Genomic DNA, 21,638 nt, shown 5'->3' with positions numbered 1-21,638 from the left:
AGTACACCCCTCAAGTATTTCTCTTATCTTCAATTAGCTGTACCTTACTCATAAAAATACGTAATGACTTTACAAAGCTATAAATGAAGTAACCTTGAACAGCAATAATAACCCACAGTAAAAAATAAGCAATAACCCAAATTAATTCCAAATTTATTCCCCCTTAGTCAATAGTTTTATGTTCTGTTTTAAATCAAACATTTCTTTGCTAGTAAGAGTCACAAGAATTCCTAATATATACACACTGTTCATCAGGAAGAATTTATAATCAAACGCCATTGCAAATAATGAGAACGGTTGGACTGTAAATCCTCCTATTAATACAAATATCAAAAGTATATTTCTGAAAACTAAATTTTTAGATAATTTATGTGCACCTACTAAACCACCACATCCACAATCAAAATCAACTCTACCTTTTACAAGGTTTATTAGTATAGCAATTGTATAAATGATTAATAATAGAATTGCACCAGGTATGACATAGAAGGTTGCAAAGCCAAGAAGGAAGCCAACGCCTATAAAAAATTCGAATAGAGTCTCTAGCCATATAAAAATGCGTATAAACTGTTTAGGTATAATCTTATACAGAATAACTGTGTTATAATGATCTTCCATGTTTTTAAGTTTGTTTATACTTGAAAATAGGAATAAATATCCATAAAAAAGATATACAATAGTTAATATTTCTGACATATTTTTCACACTCCATAGACACTTTCCTTTTTTTCATACATATTAGCTTGTTGAGAATAGAGCTTGTAATAATGCATTTTTTGATCTATCAGTTCTTCGTGTGTTCCAATTTCTACTATTTCACCTTCTTTCATTACAATAATGCGGTCAGCCATGTGACAAGCATACATTCTGTGCGAGACAAAAATTGAAGTCTTGTCTTTGGAAATATCTATTAATTTCTTAAAAAGGTTAGCCTCAGTAATAGGGTCTAAAGAAGATGAGGGTTCGTCTAGAATAAGGGTTTGTGCATTTCTAATCATTGTTCGTGCAATTGCTACTCTTTGCCACTGGCCACCTGATAAATCTTGGCTATTTTCAAACATTCTTCCCAATATTGTATCGTATTGATTGGGTAAGTTTTGAATAAATTCATGTGCCCCAGCTTTATCTGCTGATTTCATAATAGAATCAGTATCAGCAGTCTTTACATTTCCTAGACGTATATTATCACTTACACTAAATTCGTAACGTACATAATCTTGATGAACAACAGAAATATTTTCATATAAACTCTCCCTATTAATGTCCTTTATGTTGATATTATCAATTAAAATAGCTCCTTCCTTAATTTCATATAATCCTGTTAAACATTTTATTAATGTTGTCTTACCGGAACCGTTTGAACCAACAATAATAATATTTTCATTCGGCCTGATGTCTAAGTTTATGTTACTTAAACTTTTCTTATTTGCTCCTGCATAGGTGAAGGATACATTTTTAAATTGTATTCCCATTTTTTGAGGAACAGGGAACAGAGTATTCTTCCTTTCAATGTCAGCAGGTGTATCTAAAATAGTGAAAACATCCTCTAAAAATAAGGTGCGTTCTCGTAAAGAAGATATTAATAATGTTATCTGGTTTATTGAACCCTGCGAACGCTGTACGGCCTCTGTTACAGTAACAAAGTCACCGATTTTAACAGTTTTTTTTGTTATCATCCACAGTAAATAGATAGCCAAATAAACATAAACTGATGCCGTAAGAATATCTAATAGCAGCGTTCTTTTTTGTTGTGAAGATAATTGTTTAAGAATAGCTCTATTATTTTCTTTTAGACTAGTTCTCCAAAATTTAAATAAATAATTGTGAGATTGGTTTAATCTAATTTCTTTGTTAGATTGGCGGTTAGTAAATAAATTAAAAATATAGTTTTGTAGTCTTGCATTAGGAGTTTGGAATTTCATTAAAAAGTATTTTTGTTCTCCAAATTTAAATTGCATTAATAACATTGGTATTGCTGAAAGTATTGTAAGTAATGTGAATAGCCAATGAAACTGCAGCAAAAATATTTGGACAGAGATTAGGATAATACTATTTTTAAGTATATCTAGAAGTTGGATCATTGGATTAAGGAATTGAGATCCTAGGTCGCCTTGGAATCTTTGAATTAAGTTATAGAATTCGTGATTTTCAAAGTTCTCATAGTTTATGTTAACTACTTGTTGTGTTAATCTTCCTTTAACATCCATTTCAATATTTTGTTGCATCCGGGTAAATAAATACAATTCTACCTTTTCTAGTAGTGACGTGGAAATTGTTAATATGAATTGTAAGATTAAATAGAACATGACTTCTTTAGTTGAATTATGGGTTGTACTCACAAGTGTTTGTAAGCCGTTTAAAATTCTTTGGGTTGTGAGTAGCAAAAGTAGCGGCGTAAAACTTTCAATTATTTGTATAATGATATACAGTGTCAACTCTAATTTACATACACATCCAACTAATTTTATAGATCTTGTTAAATAGGTATTAATCATTAGAAATCCCTCAATATATTGTATTTAATTTCGAAAATGTAATTTATTAACAGTATAATATCATGTTAAAATGAGATATGGAAGAGTAATAGTTTAATTTTTCAGAATTATTAAAAATACACTTCCCATAATATAACATTATGTTAAAATGTACGGTGGAAGGAGGATAGAGTATGCGAGTATAAATGCTAATTTAAAACGATACTATAGTAAAAGGGGGATATTTTGTTGTTACTAGTATTTCCATTTTCATTTGTAATTATTTTGTTATATGTAACGAATCGGACGCGCGCGCAGTTATTACAAACTTTAGTAGACCTATCAGAAAGGGAACAAGGATCCCAAATAAAAAATGGACCGGGTCTAGTAGGGGAAGTAGCCCCAAACTTTAGCCTCCAATCTATTTCGGGGAAAATATTTACCTTAAAGGATCTATTAAAAAAGCCACTTATTCTGTTAATCGTTGATGTACATTGTCAGTACTGTTCACTAGATATTAAAGAATTTAGTGAAGAAGCTAGTTTGTATAAAGACGAATTCAATTATGTATTAATCGTCAATAATCCAATTAACCAAAATTTAAATATAGAACATTTTGAAGAATCACCCTTTCTAACGCTCTTAGGGTCTCCAGAGTTTATGAAAGATTATAACATTCAGTTGTTTCCTACATTTCTTTTGGTGAATATGCAGCAACAAATTGCTGGATTACCAAGGTTTACTGCGGATTTAAGAGGTTACTACGGATAATTTTTTGAATTTTTTAAAAAATAAATTATTTACAATTTAAAGAAAATTTGGTATTTTCTTTAAAGAGGGGGTGTTAAAATGAGTGGTTTATTAGGAGCTATATTATGTGATTGTAGTGGTAGATATTATTGCAATCCTAATTCTAAGTGTACATCTTATATGGGTAATCATACTTATGATGTTTGGGATTGTAAGACTGGAACATCTTGTGGGTCTACTGTGGTCTTTAGATGTTCATGTACAGTTGGTAAGCCGATTTAAGATGGTTCATTAAAATTAGTAGTTTATTGAAAAACAAAGGGATGTTAAACACATCTCTTTGTTTTTATTTTTATATACTAATATCGTCATATCAACTGCACTAGTTTACAAAACTAATAAATTGGGAGAATAAAGATTTTCTTGTTAGAATTTCTTGATTAAAGGAGAGGGCTAGATGGATATATTGAAGGCGGTTAAAAATAATATTGCTCAGATCATTGTTGGAAATGACGCTGCAATTGAACTAGTCATGATTGCTTTGGTAGCAAACGGACATATCCTTTTAGAGGATGTTCCTGGAACAGGAAAAACATCATTGGCAAAAAGTTTAGCAAGAAGTATAGATGGTAAGTTCCAACGTTTACAATTTACATCTGATACATTACCAGGTGATGTCATTGGTCTCGAATACTTTGATATGAAAGAATCTGATTTTAAAACTCGAATGGGTCCTGTTTTCGCAAATATCGCACTTGTAGATGAGATTAATCGTGCGGTACCTCGTACACAATCGGCCTTATTAGAAGTAATGGAGGAGCGTACTGTAACTATTTCTGGTCATACTTACAAATTGCCGAGCCCGTTTTTAGTAGTAGCTACACAAAATCCTTTGGAATCATCTGGTACATTTCCACTCCCAGATGCACAATTGGATCGTTTTTTATTAACTGTTCGACAGGGGTATCCAAATAGGGAACATGAAAGAGAAATGCTACGTAGATTTCGTCTAGGGAATCCAATGGAGTCTTTACAAAGTGTTTTATCATGTGAAGAGATTCTAGATTTACAACAACAAGCTCAGAATATTTTAATCCACGAAGAAGTAGAAAACTATCTATTAGATATTGTTAAGGCTACTCGCGAACATAATTTGGTAGAAATTGGTGTTAGTCCGCGAGGTTCTTTAGCTTTTATGCGTGCCGCCCAGTCAAGAGCATTATTAAATGGACGTAGTTATTGTACACCAGAAGACTTTCGATTTCTTGCAAAACCAGTTTGCTCACATCGATTAACGCTAACGATTGAAGGAGAAATGAAAACAACTAAGACACAAGTTATACAAGAAATTTTAGAAACTGTATCAGCTCCAGTGGAGTCAGTCTGATGGAGACTATCGTTATAAAACATCGTATAGCAGAGTTATCTAGTATTATAGTATTTATAATTATAACTATTATTCTTTGGTTAATTTATCAAAATTTCGTTGTATTTCTTTTGTTGTTTTCTTATTTTTTATTAATTGGATTTGCCCATTGGTATGTTAGTAAAATCTCTAAAGTAAAATGGAGAATTGTACAGTATCATGAGCGGCTTTTTATTGATGAAAAGGGACATTGTAAAATATATATTCAAAATGATATGAAAATGCCTATTCCCTTTCTCAATTTCTGCTTTCGTTCACAAAGAGGGATAGACTGGCATATAAAAGAAAACTGGGTAAAGCATGGAAACTTTTATAGTATTCCATTATCTCTTTCGAAAAATGAGGAGATTGTCATTGATTTGTATGCGCAAGCTAAGCAACGTGGTAAATGGAAATGGGATCATATAGAAATTGTAATGAGTGATCCTTTTCGCCTCGTTACTTTACATTATACATACAAATATAAACAAGTGCCTTTATTTCATGTTTATCCAAGAATCGCGAAGGTAACTATCCCAGAAACGAAGCGATGGCAACAAGGGTACCGTACAGCAACGGTTTCGCCTTTATATAACGAAACAAAAATTATAGGTGTAAAACCATATGAAGGAGAAGCGTTTCGGTCTATTCATTGGGGAGCAACTGCAAGAACAGGAGTATTAAGTGCTAAAAAATACGAACCTTCGCAAGGGGACCGTTATGCGATTTATCTCAATCTTGTTGGTAAAAATTCTTATACATGGCGTACAGATATAGAATGGCTAATTGAGGTAACGACTGGGGTGTGTAAGCAGTTACTTGTACAAGATTGCTCTTTTGAACTATGGGTAAATAGTGTACATAATAACGGTATTTTACAAATCCGTTCGGGAGGAAATCGCTCACAATTATATAAGGCTTTACAATTGTTGTCTACAATTACGGAAAACGACCAGCCTGTGTCCTCAGAGGTATTTTATAAAACCGGTTTCCGAAAGCAAGAACCGGGTGCTATCCCACTTATAATTGGATATCCACCAAAGCAGCAAACAAACTGGTTGCAGGTTGTAAAATAGAAAGGAGATAGTATGGACAAGTGGATGGTTGCTAGGTTTCGCTTAATTGTATTTTGTATTACTATAATTGTTGCCTTTTTTCTAACACAAGGAGCCCTATATTCACGCGAAATATTTCAGGAATGGATGATTAATAACACAAAATTTTATCTTATAGATGGTTTTGCAGAAACGTTGACCGGTGGAAAGGGTAAGGAAGACTTTTATGGTGAAGCGAATAATAAATCGGATGACGAAAAGGGCGGGAAATTATGGATTGATGAACCTAGAGAACCGGGGGATGAAAGTTCACACATTCCTCTTTTAAAGGGAGAAATTACATCTAAGAATAATATAATAATTTACTCTTGTATTATCATATTATTTATTGTTGGACTCATTTATAAGTCCAGAAGAAATAAAAAACAATTGCTACAAGATAAGATAGATGAAAACCCCCTCCCGTACCAAATAGATCAATCTCCTATTGGAAAGAAAAAAATAAATGCATTGCCTCATAATCCTATACGTGCTGAATTAGTGAAATGGGAACGGAATTTGCCATTATCTAAACAAAGACGTTCCTATGAAACGATTCAACAATGGTTAACACGTATCGGTTGTTCACATGAAATTGTAGAAGTGTACGAGAAAATTCGTTATGGGGATCTAGCCTTTACTCCAGGTGAAAAACAATTTATACATGAATGGATACAAAAACATATATAAGCTGTAGAATGATATAATCGGATTGACTTAAGTCAGAAAAAAAGATGGGAAAAAATCGTATGCCATCGTTTGGGGAGTACGGCCTTTAGTGCTACAGTTGATTCAACTGTAGCAGAGCTATTAAAAAGAGAAAGAGTCTACTCATCAGAGTAGGCTCTTTCATTTGTGTATTATGTCACAAGAACTCCCTTACTTTCTCCGGAATGTCCTTTTTAGAAATCTATGCAACAAAGCCTTTATAGTAAGCGTATCTTGTTGGGAATGATTAAAAATTCCATATTGTAATATAAAAAATCGCTATGATATGAAAGGATACCTTGCAACAATCCCAATAAATTCTTCTCAATAATTGAAAATAAAATCAATCCGGATTATTATATTGTTATTGTAAATTTATTTTATTGAAGGAGGATACATAGATGAAAAGCTCAAAAGGCTCTATTGAATCAGAGATAAGCAAAGCAATTACTCACTGGGAAAAGGACTACCTAGGACGCGGGTCTATATCCGTTAAGACAGATATATTACGGGATATGATTATCGTAAATTTACAAGGTATTTTAACGCCGGCTGAATATACTGTTTGCGAAACAAAAGACGGTATGCTAACGATAAAGAAAAATCGTTCGGAGCTAGTTGAATCTGGAATTGAAGATTTAAAAGAGATTATACTAGAATTAACTGGAGAGAAAGTGAAAAGCTTTCATACAGATATAAGCTCCCGTACAGGCGAACGAGTAATGATTTTTAAATTGCTTCATAATCTTGAGGAAAAGTTTTAAAAATAAAAAACACCTTAAGGTTAGGGGAGGATTAAGAAACCTACAAGTTTTGCACTTTATTAACATACTAATAATTAAAAGTTTGAAGTTATTTAGGTATAATAAATCTTAAAAACTGATAAAGAAATTGACAAACTCCTTAATATGGTTTATCTTATAATTGTTTTAAAAAATTGATAGATGCTCATTTTAACAGTTTGCTATAATTAAGGCTTTAGCATTTTTTTAATATGTAATATTGACTAAATGAAAAAGTTTCTTAATGAAAAGATAGCGTATAACATAAATTGATATATTGATTGCATAATCTAGGAGATCAGAAATATACTTTTCTTTTTAACAGGAGTAATACATACAATCCTTTATAAAATGGGAGCTCTTCAAAAAACTTTATTGAAGTTAGTTGAAGTGAAACCGACAATCTCCATAATTCAATGATGATATAAAATCATTGAATTATGGAAGTTGTCGGTTTTTTTTATTGATAAAAAAACGATGTACTAAAAAGAGTGAATGAAAATTGAATTTAAAAAACTATCTTACTTAAAAGGAATTTTTATAGGTTATTTTCGTTTGGAAGGGAGTATTGTACATGTTAATTTCGCTGAGTTCATCAACACTGTTAACATTATTTTTTATGGCGCTTAGTGCTTCTTCGTTAAGTGGATTATTGTTTTTAAATACAAGGATACCTTTACGTTTTGTTCATATCCATATTGGTATCGCTGCTTTGCCTTCATTGGTTTCTTTACTCGCACTTGTTAATCACAATGGAGATAGCGTTGTAGGGCCTTGGCATTTAGATACTTTAGCTTGGTTCATGGCTTTCTTTGTTCTTACAATTGGCTTAATCATTCAGCGTTTTTCTATACGTTACTTACTGGGAGATCGCTCATATCGAAAATACTTTGCACTTTTTACATTTACTACAGGTGTATCTTCGGTTGCATGGTTAAGTAATGATCTTCGTTTTATGATTATTTGTTGGGGAGCAACTCTTATAGGGTTGGTTTTACTCATCGGGCTAAATAAAGGGTGGAAAGTAGTTAGCGGAGCAACAAAAATTTCTAGTTATTTATTTACAATAAGCTGGATCGCTTTGCTAGTAGCTATCATTTGGCTTTTTCAAGTCACTGGACAGTGGCAGCTAACATCAGTTTTAACGAATGAAAATGTAGCTCAATTTGGAACATTGGAGAAAACAGGAATTAACTTATTGATTATAGTAGCTGTGATGATTCCAGCAGCACAATGGCCTTTTCAAAGATGGTTAATTGAGTCAGCTGTTGCTCCAACTCCTGTTTCTGCTATTATGCATGCTGGTTTAGTAAATGCTGGCGGTATCATGTTAACTAGATTTTCACCTCTTTTTCATGATGATATTGCACAAATCATTTTACTAATTTTCTCTAGTATTTCTATCTTAATAGGTACAGGAATTAGCCTAGTTCAAGTTGATTATAAACGTCAGCTAGTGGGATCAACTATTGCACAAATGGGGTTTATGCTTATTCAATGCGCATTAGGAGCCTATTTAGCGGCTGTTATTCATTTAATTTTACATGGTTTGTTTAAAGCTACACTGTTTTTACAAGTTGGTTCTTCCGTACAACGTTTTGGGGCAGTGAAGCAGTCTAATGAAGAGATATCTAATTTATGGATTATGGTCGGACGTGTTTTCGGATTATTTATAGCGATTGCTTTTTGGTTTACGACTTCTAGAGAAGGGTATCAATTAGTTAGTGCGTTTATCTTAGGGTGGTCATTGTACTTTTCATGGAAACAGCTTGTTGTTTTTGGAGAGGGAAGAATAGGACGAATTGTTGGCGTATTTATTTTAGCTGGATTTTCTCTCATTTACTTTACCGTTCATAACTCGCTTTATAAATGGTTGCATACTGACATGTATCAAAATGTTCAACCTTCAGCTTCAGCCGTTATTTTTGTTATATGTCTCTTATTATTTGGTAGTGCTATTAGTACTCTCGTTACTCGTAATCAATCCTCTACAATATTTGCTGTAATGTATCTTTGGTTCGTTCGAGTAGGTGAGGCGAGACAAAAGTCAGTAGAAAGTCATCCAAGCTATCTGAAACATTATGTATCAAAGGGAGGTAATCAGTGATGAGCATATCGTCAGTAACGAAAGAAACTTTAAAAAAGAAAGATACAAACATTGAAGTACAAGAAAAGAATATGAATAATTTAGTTGAATCTGCTAGCCGAGTTGTTGCACCACTTTGGCCGATCGCTACATTTGCAGCTCATCACCCTTGGATGGGACTTGAAAAGCAATCATTTGAACAAGTCGCAAATTGGTTAAAAGAAATTCGTAATGTGGATATATATCCTAGTGCTTCTATGATTCATTCGGCAAAGGCGAAAGGTGAAATTGAGGAATCATTTTTACAAAGTGGCTTGTCTCGTTGGCTTGATTCACAATCTTTTCATATCCCGCGAAAGAAAGCGGAGCAGTTTTGCCAAGCAGCTTTAAAATTAGAGGAATTACCTTCTAGTCTATTATCATCGCCACAATTAAATAAACTAGCAGAAGAAATGAGTTATATAAATACAGGAAGTATGAAAGACTCTTCTATGCAACCTGTAAGTTCACTTATAGAGAGGCAAAAGGGTGAAAACCTATCTGATATTCTTAATTATCATATCATTAAATGGTGTAAATTATATCTTGATGACTCTGGTTCAAGTTGGACGATGCCAAATCGAGAGAAAGGTTTGTATCGTGCATGGCACCACCTTATTACATTTGATCCAGCGCTCAGTAAAAATGAGCGTAAAGTTTTAAAGGATTGGCCACAGGATGCCAAGGTAGCTTTAAAGAGAGCGTTATGTGAACTAGGAATTTCTGAATCTAACATGCAAGCTTACCTTGAAGGACACTTGCTTGCTTTGCCTGGGTGGGCAGGAATGATACTATGGCGTTCCCAACAGTCGACTCAGGAGCAGGAACTTCTCATAGAATATTTAGCAGTTCGAATTTCTATGGAGCTGGCCATTGTCAAACCGTATTTACCTATAAAAAATCAAAAGGCTGAGAAAAAAGTTGCGATTGTCCCACTTATAGCTTCTTGGATCTATTGGGGGAATATTTCAACCCGGGAATGGTCACAAATGCCTGCAGCTGAACAACGTGAATTATTAGCATTTGCTTATCATTTTGATGAAAATATTCGCAGGAAACTTTGGCTGGAAGCTTGGGAACAGACGCATGCAGAGCAATTAAGGGAAAAGATTGTTGCTAAACAACGTGCAACTAATGATAAAAAACGTGTATTAGCTCAATTAGCATTCTGTATTGATGTACGTTCAGAACCGTTTCGTCGCCACCTAGAAAAATTAGGTCCGTTCGAAACGTTTGGAATAGCTGGTTTCTTTGGGTTACCAATTGCGACTAGTGAACTAGGTAGTAAAGACAGTCATCCTTCTTTGCCAGTTATATTAAAACCGAAACATCAAATTAAAGAGCTCACGGATGAAAATGAATTTAAAAATTATCAACAACGCAAGAAGATAGACAGCTCAGTAAGTTATACTTTTAAAACGATGAAACAAAATGTACTGACAAGTATGTTACTACCTGAGGTAAGTGGCCCTGTACTTGGTTTACAAATGGTGACAAGGAGTTTTGTGCCAAGAAGAGTAGGTAGTTTCATTCGTAACCTTCGTAAAACGATGTTACAAAAGCCTGATACAACATTCTCGCTTAATCATGTTCGTGATACAAAATGTGAGATACCTATCGGTTTTACGAAAGAAGAAAAAGTGAACTATGTGCGCCAAGCTTTAAAAATGGTGGGATTGACAGAAAAATTCGCGCCTTTAGTTGTAATGTGCGGCCATAGTAGTCAAAGTATGAACAACCCTTATGCTGCAGCGCTTGAATGTGGTGCTTGTGGCGGAGCGGCGGGGGGATTCAATGCAAGAGTTTTTGCTACTTTATGTAATCTTCCAGAAGTGAGAGAGGCTTTGTCTGCTGAAGGTATTAACATTCCGGAGGATACCATTTTTGCAGCAGCTGAACATAAAACAACAGTGGATGAATTGGAATGGATTTACGTCCCAGAACTTTCGGAAACTGCGCAAGAAGCATTTGATAGTATTGAGTCGGTTATGCCAAATGTCAGCCAACATGCAAATAGAGAGCGTTTAACACAATTACCTAATTTTAAAACGAAAATAAAAAATCCGAGTAAAGAGGCACATCGATTTGCAGAAGATTGGAGTGAAATACGTCCAGAATGGGGATTAGCCCGTAATGCATCTTTTATTATCGGGCAACGAGAATTAACTCAGGATTGTGACTTAGAAGGAAGGGCTTTCCTTCATAATTATGATTGGAAACAGGATGAAAGTGGCGATATATTAACTAACATCATTGCAGGACCGGGAACGGTAGCTCAGTGGATAAATCTCCAATATTACGCTTCAACTGTAGCGCCTCATTATTATGGTAGTGGAAACAAAACAACCCAAACCGTAACGGCAGGTCTCGGTGTTATGCAAGGAAATGCAAGTGACCTGTTGCCAGGCTTACCTTGGCAATCGGTTATGCAGTCAGATAGTGAGACGTATCATTCACCACTTCGTTTACTAATTGTAATTCAAGCGCCTATTGAATATATAGAGCGTTTGCTAAATACCAATCTCACATTTCGAGAAAAAGTTCAAAATGGATGGGTTAGACTGGCGAGTGTTGATCCAGAAGGACAATGGAAAAATTGGTCATAACCATGTAATGAATAATGAACTATCCTTACTAGTTTAAAAGTTCTATAAATACAATAATGAAGAAGGAGTGCTCCATATGAATTCAAAGAATAAAAAAGTATTATTATTAACAGACATTGAACATGGAATAGAGCCTATTATCCAACAAGAAACTAATATTCAACAAGAAAACATGTTGACTATACACAGCTATGATTCTGTAATTGTACATCCTTATGGAGATATAATGAGATCTATTATTATTGCTATTTATGAAGAAAATGTGGAAGAAATTTTTGTTGTAGGAATAGAGGATAAAGCAACGGATGTAGTTAATCTACAAATTCAACGTGATTCGATAAAAAATAACAGAGAAATAGACTATCTCTTTAAAAATTGCATGCCTGAATTTTCAAGTGGTAGCCTGAATGCATGGCTAAGTGGACAAGAAAATGTTGGTGAAAATATCGAGAAGAGTATAGATATGATTCGTAATCATCCGTTAGTACCTTCTGATATTAAAGTTCATGGTTTCATGATTGATCGAACAGGTGAAAAAGAAATGGTTGCTAAAATTTCTACTAATAAAATAGTTGAAAAAGTTAATTAATCTATGAAAGACAAATAAATTTTTATGTATAAATCGCTGTAGTATAATAAATTTTATTATATTTTAAGAATTAGAAGAGGTAGTCATGCAAAATAAAATTATCGTTATGTTTCAAAAAGATTTTCGTTTATATGATAACCCAGCTCTATTTGAGGCTGTTCAGTCTGGTGAGGTTCTTCCGGTATATGTACAAGATGAAACTTTTTCAATAGGTAGTGCATCAAAGTGGTGGTTACATCATGCTATAATAGATGTCCAAAAGCAACTTGAAGCATTGGGCTCTACTTTAATAATTCGCAAAGGAAATACACAGGAAGAAATACTTTCTCTCATAGAACAGTTAGGTATCACGGCTGTATATTGGAATATTTGTTATGATCCGGACAGATTACAATCTAATGAAAAAATGAAAATGATGTTAGAAGGTAAAGGTATTGTCTGTAAGGAATTTAATTCGCATTTATTATTAGAACCGTGGATTATAAAAAAGAAGGATAACACTGAATATAAGGTGTTTACGCCTTTTTACAATGCATTTCAAAAGCAGGTAATACCTAAACCTATTAGTAAAGTGCAGAATATAAAGGGAGAAAGCTCTTTAACATTAAGTTTATCTGTCTCAGAATTACACTTGCTTCCGACAATACCGTGGACATCCCATATTGAATCAATATGGGATCCGACAGAAGAAGGGGCATACAAAACATGTAAGAAATTTTTCTCTAGCAAATTAGCCTCTTATAGTGAAGGAAGAGATTTTCCAAATGAAAATGCTCATTCGATGTTGGCACCTTATCTTTCATTTGGCCAAATATCAGTTAGGTGGATGTATCATTACTTAATAAATAAAAGTACCGAAAGACAATGTAGTCTTTTTGAAAAACAAGTGAATAGTTTTATACGTCAATTAATTTGGCGAGAGTTTTCTTATTATTTGCTATATCATTATCCGTTTACAGTATATAAACCTCTTAATAAGAGCTTTGAACATTTTCCGTGGAATAATGAAGAGGAATTATTAACAGTATGGCAGAAGGGTGAAACTGGTTATCCGTTTATTGATGCGGGAATGCGAGAACTATGGCAAACAGGTTTTATGCATAATCGAGCAAGAATGGCTGTAGCCTCTTTTCTTGTAAAGCATTTGTTAATTCCGTGGCAGGAAGGAGCAAAATGGTTTATGGATACACTACTAGATGCTGATATTGCAAATAATACAATGGGATGGCAATGGGTTGCTGGAAGTGGAGCAGATGCATCACCGTACTTTCGTATTTTTAATCCCATCACACAAGGAGAAAAGTTTGATAAAGATGGGGAGTATATAAGAAAATGGGTACCAGAATTAAGAGATATGCCTAATAAATATATACATAAACCTTGGGAAGCACCTGAGCATATGTTACAAAATGCCAATATAGTGCTTGGTCATACATATCCTTTGCCAGTTGTTGATCATAAGGCGGCACGAGAGAGAGCACTTTGTGCATATAAAAGTATGAAAGAATTCGTATGAAATAGATTAAACAATATGTATTTGAAATTTAAATATTAGAATGTTATCCATTAAAGGGACAGAATAATCATATAGAGTTTCTAAAACCTTCTATTGAAAAAGGAGAATGTTTATGAAAAAGTCTAGTATTATAGTGTTCTTACTAACGTATGGTTTGTTTTATGTTTCTAGTATTTTATTTCCTATTGATCGTATGTGGTACGATGCGCTAGAAAAGCCGTCTTGGACACCTTCTGGTATGACAATCGGAATAGTTTGGGCTGTCTTATATGGACTTATTGCATTAGCGGTTGCAATTATTTACAACAAATATGGATGTAAGCCAAAAACATTTTGGTTTGTATTCCTTTTAAATTATATGTGCAATCAAGCATTCAGCTACTTTCAATTCAGTCAAAAAAATTTATTTTTAGCAACAGTAGATTGTTTACTAGTCGCTATTACTACGTTACTTCTCATAGCTGTTTCTTCCAAATTATCTAAAGTATCGGCATGGTTGCTAATTCCATATTTTTTATGGTCTACATTTGCTACATATTTATCTTGGACCATTTATAGTATAAATTAAAGACGTAAATAAAAACTTGAGCATAATAAAAATGCTCGAGTTTTTATGTTGATTAATGATAATCTAAAATATAGAATATATAAATCTTAGGGAGGTCATCTTTGTGAAGAAATGGATGAAAATTATTCTGTACTCTTTACTTGGTATTTTACTTATAGGAAGTATTAGTTTTTTTGTATGGTCTCAGTTTAGTTATAAACCGACGAAAGAGGCTTTGTCGTTAGTGGATGATAAAAAAGATGAAGATCATATCGTTTTTGGAGAGAAAGATGCTAAAGTAGGGGTTATTTTTTATCAAGGAGCTAAAGTAGAAGCTGAGGCTTATAGTTACTTAGGGGAAGCTCTTGCAAAAGATGGGCACTTTGTAGTAATGCCTAAGTTGCCATTAAATTTAGCGATATTTGGAATCAATGCAGTAGATAGTGTAATGGAACAGTATCCTGAAGTTCAAAAATGGTATGTTGCAGGGCATTCAATGGGAGGAGCTATGATTTCTAAGTATGCCTTTCAACATGAAGACAAGGTAGATGGGATCATTTTCTTAGGTTCGTACCCTGCAGATGATTTCTCTACGAAATCGATGCCGATGTTATCTATTTATGGAGAAGTAGACGCTTTAGCAACTGTAGAAAAAATAGAGAAGAATAAAAAGTTCATGTCAAAGAATACAACTATGCACATGATAAAAGGCGGAAATCATGCTCATTTTGGCATGTATGGTGATCAAAAAGGTGATAATGCGAGCTTAATTACAGCAAAAGCACAACGAGATGAAACAGTGAAAGTAATGGAAGAATGGTTGTTAAAACAATGATAGACCGGAGAGCCAACTCATACGAGTGGGCTCTTTTATTTAACTTCTATTTCCAATTTCCTTCTTATTTTCTTCGGAATATCCTCTTCAGTGATAATGTCGTAAGAATACACATACTTTCCTTTCACATGAATTTTCAAGTAAGTTTTTCTTATAAAATCATTAGGCGTGTTCGTTCCAACTTTATATTCTTTTTCATTGTTTAATTCATCAACACCTTTTAGGGCGTACATAGCTCGTCCTTTACGATGATAATCCGGAACACCATATCCTTTTGCAACCGCATATACATTTTTTTCTTCAGCAATCGGATTAAATCTGTCTAAATCCCCGCGTAATATGAAAGGAAGTAAGTATATAGGAAGGCCTACTCCTAGTATGCAAATTATGAATTTCTTCATGGTCATGTCTCCTCTTGTTAAATTACTTATTTTTAAGTATAGGAAAAAATTCTTATGAATTTAGAAGTGAATTTCTTAAGTTTTTCTTAAATAGGTGTTTAAAGGAGGGATAACAGTGTATGGTTATTCTTTCGTGCAAATCGTATTATTTTTTATTTATACCTTCGTGGCTTTTATGCAAAATACAACATTTCTAGATAAAATTAGACCTCCTTATATATATTAGAAAATGTATTTTGTTAATTAATTATGAATATATTTTATTTTGAAAAACATCCCTTGATAAATAAACAGAATTATTGTAAAGTGATGATAATTAAAATGTATATTGCTTGAAAGTGATAAAAGGAACTTGTGAATCCATCTTTGTGAGAAATCGAGAACGCTTCAATGTGAAGTTAGTAATCGTTTCCAGCTACAAGCAGTTAATAAATTAAGTAAAGGGTGTATATTTTTACGTTTTTAACTAGGGTGGCAACACGGGTTAACTTTCGTCCTTTTTATAGGAACGAGAGTTTTTTGTATTTGATTTAGTTAAAACCCTAATTTGAAATTTGAAAAAGGTGAGTTCCTTCATTAATAAATATAAAAGATTAAGGGGATATTGTTTATGGATAATCAATATAAATTAATAGAAGAATTTAATAATGCGGAATTTGATAAAAGTTTAAAATGGTTTTCTCCACCCCAAGATTGGGAGGTTAATAGTAATCAATCGAAGTTAATAATCAAACCGGATAAAGAGACTGATTTCTGGCAAAAAACACACTATGAATTTCAAGTTGATAATGGCCATTTTTTATACTATGAACTAAATGGAGACTTTAGATTGATTACGAAAGTAAAATCTAAACCAGCGAATAGATATGATCAAGCAGGTTTAATGGTTCGATTTTCAAAAGATACTTGGTTAAAGACATCGGTTGAGTATATACCTGATGACAATAGTAAATTAGGTGTTGTTGTAACAAAGAATGGCTATTCTGATTGGTCTAGTCAGGATTTTTTGGGAGATTTGAATTCTCTTTATTATCGCATAACAAGAAGGGGAAATAATTACTATGTTGATTATTCCTTAGACGGGACAGTATGGAAACAAATAAGAATGGCTCATCTTTTTGAGGAAAAAGATTGTATGAAAGTTGGCATTTATGCTTGCAGTCCACAAGGAGATGGATATGAAGCAGAGTTTGAATTTATTAAGATTGAAAATATAGATGATAATACAAAAGTTTATTAAGATTGTAAAGTTATCTTATTTATCCAGCGAGAATGTTTTTTTTCATTAGATAATTACTTTACCAATAATCGAGATGTTTGCGGATACATTTATTTTTGGGATACATAATTATATTTAGAGAATACCCAGTTACAGTATTTGAATTTTTAATAAGAAGGGATGCGAAAGAATGAACTCACAGAGACAAGGCTATGTAGGCTGGTGGCAAGGCGGGCACGGTGGTGGTTGGCCGGGCGGACACGGTGGTTGGCAAGGTGGACACGGCGGTTGGCAAGGTGGACACGGTGGTTGGCCGGGTGGACACGGCGGTTGGCAAGGTGGACATAGTGGCTGGCAAGGCGGACACGGTGGTTGGCAAGGTGGACACGGTGGTTGGCAAGGTGGACATAGTGGCTGGCAAGGCGGACACGGTGGTTGGCAAGGCGGACACGGTGGTTGGCAAGGCGGACACAGTGGTTGGCAAAGCGGACATGGATATTAAAAAAGATACTATAAAATCATTTTTTTATGCAAAGTTTGTATATTTTCATTTGTATAGTAAGTATATAGTGAAAACAGCAAAAAAATTCTGTGAAGTAAGAATTCTATCCGTAAAATTAAAGCAGTGAAATGTCAAAAGAACAGAAGACACTGCTTTTTATTATTCAAAGAGAAAGAGACTATCAAGTTCAATCGAAAATCGAAATTCCTCTTTGGAAAGAACAACTAAAAAGAACGAGATAACATTGATTAACGACTATATCCAAAGTTAAATCTCTTATTTATAGAAGGTTATGGAGAAATAAGTAAACCGGATGAAAATTATAATTCTGCTAATATCCCTGAGTGTGTTATAAATGATATTGCTGCTTGGGTGCAAGGAAGATTGCAATTAAATTAGCAACCATATGTTTTAATAAAGACTTTATTTCTGTAATCAAAATAGAAACATTTTTATTAGGTTATATGTTTGTTAAAAGCACTCTTTAAAAAGGAGTGTTTTTTTATTTTTCTAAATAGAAATTTTCTATAAAATAAGGGGCTTTTCTTTTAAACAAATCGTTTTTGTAACACTGCTATTAAAGGAAAGTGCTCGTGACATCTCGTTAATATTGAAAAACATTAATAACCTATTGTATTAAATTTTTTGAAAATTTAGGTTTAACATATTTAAAATAGGTGTATTACATATTACATAACAACTAAATAAAAAATCTAAAGGAGGAAATATACAATGCATAAGAATGAAAGAAAACCGGTGGTTCATGAATATGAAAATGAACAGGAAGTAGTTATGAAAGTAAAAGAGCTAGAATTGCAAGGGATTCACCAAGATGACATTTACGTCTTAGCACATGAAAAACATCTAACAAAAAAGATTGCGGATGATACAAACATAAATACGATTGGAGTAAAAGAACAAGGATTAGGAACAAGTATTATCAACTTTTTCTCCAAAAAAGGAGACGAGCTCCGAAATCAAATGGAGGAAATGGGGTTGTCGAAGGCGGAAGCTAATTTATATGAAGAAAAACTAGATCAAGGGAGAATTTTACTTCTAGTAACAGCTGAAACACAAACGTCGACTGATAGGCAGCTGCAAAACTATCATTCTCTCTAATAGATTGCAATATCTCATAAATAGATAAGTTAATTATTTTAGGTTGTAGCATGGAAGAAAATAAAAGTAGAGAAGGGTGAGAAAAATGAAACATACAATATTTAAATATGCTGCGATTGGGATTACGATCGGAGTCATGGTTTCTCTATTAAAAAAAGAAAATCGGAAAGCTATACAAACAACAGGAAAAAGCGTAAAAGACAAACTACAAGAAGGAAACATAAAGGAAACATTAGAGAAGGTAACAGAGACAAGTAAACAATTCTCTGTAACTGCAGCTAATGTTGCAAAACAAACATTACCGCAACTACTTACAGCCACACCAGTTGTCATTTCTACCATTAAAGACTTAAAAGAAAACGAAAATAACAAAAAGAAAAAAGATGAAAAAGAATATATGAAAGAAGGGAAAGAAGAGAGTGCTTAGATTTAATTCTAAAAAGAGAAAGTGAGGAAAAAAGTATGAAATCTCTATATGCAATTGATGTAGGAATTGGTTTTACTAAGCGGGCATATCGACAGGATGTAGATTCTGAGGTGACGATTAAGAGTGAAGCTTCCACACTAGCCCCTGTACCTAATCATGTTGAAAGTGAAGATTTAACAAAGGTAAGTTTTATAGACTTAGACTTTGCATACTACATGGGAAATGAAGCACATCAATCTGACGCTTCATTTCTTCCTCCATTTGACGAAGAAATAGAAAATTATTATGAAAGCGAACAGTTTAAACAACAAATATTTGGTTGCATTGCAAAGGATTATAAAGAAAATGTCGTGTTACCTTTAGTTGTTACCGGGCTTCCCGTTACTTATTTTGGTAGTCAGCATGAGCAATTACAACGTGCACTAAAAAAAGAAACTTCCGTGCAAATTGATGGGAAATTTATTAATATTACGGTGGAAAATACTTTGATTCTTCAGCAACCGGTCGCTTTACATGCCTATTTCTTAAAAGAGGGAATCATTCAGGAACAAGATCGTATCTTAATTATTGATGGTGGATTTCGTACATTAGAAATGACAGATATGAAACAGAATGTCATTTTAAATCATTATGAGACGGAACTAGGATGTAGCAAGCCTTTGAAAAATATTAAAAATATCCTGCAAAATCATGCAGGGGAAAGTGATCACTTGCATATTAACGACATGCCAAACATATTAGAAAAAGGATATGGAGGTCAAGAAGAAAATCATCAGACAAGTCAGGTTGATACTTTGATTCAAAAAGAGTTGGATACACACTTCCAAGACGTTATGCGTGTATTACAAGAACAATTTAAGTTAGACCAGTATGACACTATTATTTGGACAGGAGGAATAGTAGATATCCACAAAAAACGAATTGAAAAAATGCAAGGTGAAATTTCTTCTTTCCGTATGGTAGATGCTTCGAAAGAGGCTGCACTTCATGGATACTATATGATTGGAAGTCAAGTATTTGACGACATCACGAATCAATCTGCATATGAATCCAAATTATAATAACGACCGAAATGAAGTTCGTTGAATTGACGTGCCAAAGTATGTGGCTTCTTTTCCACATATAAATAAGAAAAGATGAAAAGTGCTTGTATAGAGGAAATGTTTAAAATTTAGAATCCAAATAACTAATATATAGGGGGTCTTCCTTGTAATAGAAGGAGACCTCCTATGCCATTTAGTTTGTAATTTAGAGGATCTAAAAACTTTTCCTCGAAGACATGAATACCTACATATAAATTTCATATTACGGATATTATTCGATTAAACATTAAACTATTCAGAAAGGAAGAATAAGATGGAATGCATAAAAATGCCGAAATGGGATTGGTATCATGTGAAAACTAGTGAACTTGAAAAACTTTCTTCTATAATCCCTCGTGATGTAACATCTTATTTCTCTCAATTTGTAAAAAAAATAAGTTCTCCTTGTGAAAATGGATTATATGTTTATACGTTTTCCCCAAGTCAAACTTGTGTATATGGTTCGTTTTTATATGATCAAGATAAAAAGGACGCCAAAATTCAAAAATTTCTTCATTATTTCGTAGCTCATGGAATACTGATAACGGTCCAAGAAAAAGAGGAAGAGGATTTTCAAGAATTAATACATAATTTCCCTATAGGTATAAAAAATTGTAATAGTTCCGCTGAAGGACTATGTGCTATCTTATCAATATTTATATCTCACTATTTACGAAAGGTTGACTATTTTGAAAATAATTTCAGAAATGTGTTATGGGATTTTTATCATCATAATAACATAGCAGTTTTAGAAAGAATTTATCATATTCGTCATGAATTATTTATGAACACACATGTGTTTCGCTTAATACAAGAAGTGTTACAAGGCTTGGAGGAAGCTTGGCTAGAAAACCTAACAAACACCCTTTGTTATAAACAAACACACGTAAAATTAGAGCGTGGATTACAACTCGTTAAAGAGTACCAAGAAGAATTAGACACGATGATTCATTTACAAGAAGTTGTTTCTTCTCATCGTGGGAATGAAATTATGAAAGCTCTTACTGTATTAACTGCTGTAAGTACGCCGTTGACAGCTTTAGGAGCGTTATGGGGTATGAACTTTAAATATATGCCTGAACTAGAATGGAAATATAGCTATTTAATCGCTCTCTTATTTATTATTTTCACAACAGGGGGGATGTATTTATATATGCGATTCAAGGGATGGACAGGTGATTTATTACGAGTAAAGAAAAAGAAATCTTTTTTTAAATCTAATTAATCTTATTTTTAAAATATATGATAGATATTAACATAAATATGGTTAGTAATATTTATGAATTGGGTTAGTGCCATATCCCCCTCAAGTTAAAGTTTTGATGTCTCCGTAATGATAAAAATAAAGTTTTTATAACAGATGCTCTTGGATAAATCCAGGAGCATCTTTTTAAATGCGGAGCAGTACACCACTGTAATCAATTTAAAGAATCGAAATCTTTCCTAATGAAATTTCT

Annotated in this window: 22 protein-coding genes and 1 pseudogene; 19 read left to right on the top strand and 4 right to left on the bottom strand. The window is 33.3% G+C overall.

Going from position 1 to position 21,638, the window contains the following annotated elements; translation table 11 throughout:
* Positions 1-10: 10 nt before the first annotated feature.
* From MHB74_RS15205 to MHB74_RS15195, 3 genes are read right to left on the bottom strand one after another with little or no spacing between them, the layout of a single operon-like run.
* Positions 11-151 carry a hypothetical protein gene (locus tag MHB74_RS15205; protein ID WP_158007638.1) on the bottom strand — a complete coding sequence of 47 codons (141 nt, stop codon included), beginning with the start codon at positions 149-151 and terminating at the stop codon, positions 11-13.
* Positions 152-153: 2 nt separating this feature from the next.
* Positions 154-696, bottom strand: coding sequence for a MauE/DoxX family redox-associated membrane protein (locus MHB74_RS15200; protein WP_061678342.1), 543 nt, complete (start codon positions 694-696; stop codon positions 154-156).
* 5 nt (positions 697-701) lie between these two features.
* On the bottom strand, positions 702-2,495 hold the full coding sequence (locus MHB74_RS15195; protein ID WP_061678343.1) for an ABC transporter ATP-binding protein: 1,794 nt from the start codon (positions 2,493-2,495) through the stop codon (positions 702-704).
* A gap of 228 nt (positions 2,496-2,723) precedes the next feature.
* Between MHB74_RS15195 and MHB74_RS15190 the strand changes: the two genes are divergently transcribed.
* The 12 genes from MHB74_RS15190 (at position 2,724) to MHB74_RS15135 (ending at position 15,431) form a co-directional block, all read left to right on the top strand.
* Entirely contained in the window at positions 2,724-3,245 is a 522-nt protein-coding gene (locus tag MHB74_RS15190) for a redoxin domain-containing protein (protein WP_061678344.1), read from the top strand.
* A 106-nt stretch (positions 3,246-3,351) separates the two neighbouring features.
* Positions 3,352-3,519, top strand: a complete 168-nt coding sequence (locus MHB74_RS15185; protein WP_158007640.1) for a hypothetical protein — start codon at positions 3,352-3,354, stop codon at positions 3,517-3,519.
* A 162-nt stretch (positions 3,520-3,681) separates the two neighbouring features.
* Positions 3,682-4,611, top strand: coding sequence for an AAA family ATPase (locus MHB74_RS15180; RefSeq protein ID WP_061678345.1), 930 nt, complete (start codon positions 3,682-3,684; stop codon positions 4,609-4,611).
* A complete protein-coding gene (locus tag MHB74_RS15175; RefSeq protein WP_061678346.1) occupies positions 4,608-5,705 on the top strand; it encodes a DUF58 domain-containing protein in 1,098 nt (365 codons plus the stop codon). Before MHB74_RS15180 ends, MHB74_RS15175 begins: the two co-directional genes overlap by 4 nt.
* Before the next feature lie 12 nt (positions 5,706-5,717).
* Positions 5,718-6,413: a hypothetical protein gene (locus MHB74_RS15170; protein WP_061678347.1), complete on the top strand. Its 696-nt coding sequence runs from the start codon at positions 5,718-5,720 to the stop codon at positions 6,411-6,413.
* A gap of 419 nt (positions 6,414-6,832) precedes the next feature.
* On the top strand, positions 6,833-7,195 hold the full coding sequence (locus MHB74_RS15165) for a DUF2294 domain-containing protein (RefSeq protein WP_025118617.1): 363 nt from the start codon (positions 6,833-6,835) through the stop codon (positions 7,193-7,195).
* Between the two features lie 592 nt (positions 7,196-7,787).
* Complete coding sequence (locus MHB74_RS15160; RefSeq protein ID WP_061678348.1) at positions 7,788-9,320, top strand: NADH dehydrogenase subunit 5; 1,533 nt, start codon at positions 7,788-7,790, stop codon at positions 9,318-9,320.
* A complete protein-coding gene (locus tag MHB74_RS15155) occupies positions 9,320-11,944 on the top strand; it encodes a DUF2309 domain-containing protein (protein ID WP_061678349.1) in 2,625 nt (874 codons plus the stop codon). The genes MHB74_RS15160 and MHB74_RS15155 overlap by 1 nt, the downstream gene beginning before the upstream one ends.
* 76 nt (positions 11,945-12,020) lie before the next feature.
* Entirely contained in the window at positions 12,021-12,533 is a 513-nt protein-coding gene (locus MHB74_RS15150) for a carbonic anhydrase (RefSeq protein WP_061678350.1), read from the top strand.
* Between the two features lie 85 nt (positions 12,534-12,618).
* Positions 12,619-14,049: a cryptochrome/photolyase family protein gene (locus MHB74_RS15145; protein ID WP_061678351.1), complete on the top strand. Its 1,431-nt coding sequence runs from the start codon at positions 12,619-12,621 to the stop codon at positions 14,047-14,049.
* Between the two features lie 112 nt (positions 14,050-14,161).
* Positions 14,162-14,617: a TspO/MBR family protein gene (locus MHB74_RS15140; RefSeq protein ID WP_061678352.1), complete on the top strand. Its 456-nt coding sequence runs from the start codon at positions 14,162-14,164 to the stop codon at positions 14,615-14,617.
* 103 nt (positions 14,618-14,720) lie between these two features.
* Positions 14,721-15,431 carry an alpha/beta hydrolase gene (locus tag MHB74_RS15135; protein ID WP_061678353.1) on the top strand — a complete coding sequence of 237 codons (711 nt, stop codon included), beginning with the start codon at positions 14,721-14,723 and terminating at the stop codon, positions 15,429-15,431.
* A 35-nt stretch (positions 15,432-15,466) separates the two neighbouring features.
* On the opposite strand, the gene MHB74_RS15130 is transcribed toward MHB74_RS15135, so the two are convergent.
* Positions 15,467-15,832, bottom strand: coding sequence for a YxeA family protein (locus MHB74_RS15130; RefSeq protein WP_061678354.1), 366 nt, complete (start codon positions 15,830-15,832; stop codon positions 15,467-15,469).
* Positions 15,833-16,442: 610 nt separating this feature from the next.
* On the opposite strand from MHB74_RS15130, the gene MHB74_RS15125 reads away from it, so the two are divergent.
* From MHB74_RS15125 to MHB74_RS15090, 7 genes and pseudogenes are all read left to right on the top strand, one after another.
* Entirely contained in the window at positions 16,443-17,072 is a 630-nt protein-coding gene (locus tag MHB74_RS15125) for a DUF1349 domain-containing protein (RefSeq protein WP_061678355.1), read from the top strand.
* A 169-nt stretch (positions 17,073-17,241) separates the two neighbouring features.
* Positions 17,242-17,553, top strand: a complete 312-nt coding sequence (locus MHB74_RS15120; protein WP_061678356.1) for a hypothetical protein — start codon at positions 17,242-17,244, stop codon at positions 17,551-17,553.
* Positions 17,554-17,652: 99 nt separating this feature from the next.
* A pseudogene (locus MHB74_RS15115) lies at positions 17,653-17,952 on the top strand (alpha/beta hydrolase); the annotation flags it as partial.
* A gap of 333 nt (positions 17,953-18,285) precedes the next feature.
* Complete coding sequence (locus tag MHB74_RS15105; RefSeq protein WP_061678357.1) at positions 18,286-18,672, top strand: general stress protein; 387 nt, start codon at positions 18,286-18,288, stop codon at positions 18,670-18,672.
* Positions 18,673-18,757: 85 nt separating this feature from the next.
* Positions 18,758-19,099, top strand: a complete 342-nt coding sequence (locus tag MHB74_RS15100) for a hypothetical protein (protein WP_061678358.1) — start codon at positions 18,758-18,760, stop codon at positions 19,097-19,099.
* A gap of 35 nt (positions 19,100-19,134) precedes the next feature.
* Positions 19,135-20,160 (top strand): ParM/StbA family protein, encoded by a 1,026-nt coding sequence (locus tag MHB74_RS15095; RefSeq protein ID WP_061678359.1) that lies wholly within the window; start codon positions 19,135-19,137, stop codon positions 20,158-20,160.
* A gap of 295 nt (positions 20,161-20,455) precedes the next feature.
* Entirely contained in the window at positions 20,456-21,406 is a 951-nt protein-coding gene (locus MHB74_RS15090) for a magnesium transporter CorA family protein (RefSeq protein WP_061678360.1), read from the top strand.
* Positions 21,407-21,638 lie beyond the last annotated feature (232 nt).

Origin of the sequence: Bacillus sp. FSL K6-0069 (genome assembly GCF_038007785.1) — a bacterium.
Classification (GTDB): domain Bacteria; phylum Bacillota; class Bacilli; order Bacillales; family Bacillaceae_G; genus Bacillus_A; species Bacillus_A mobilis.
Note: the sequence above shows the minus strand (reverse complement) of the source record. Positions and strands in the feature narration are given on the sequence as shown.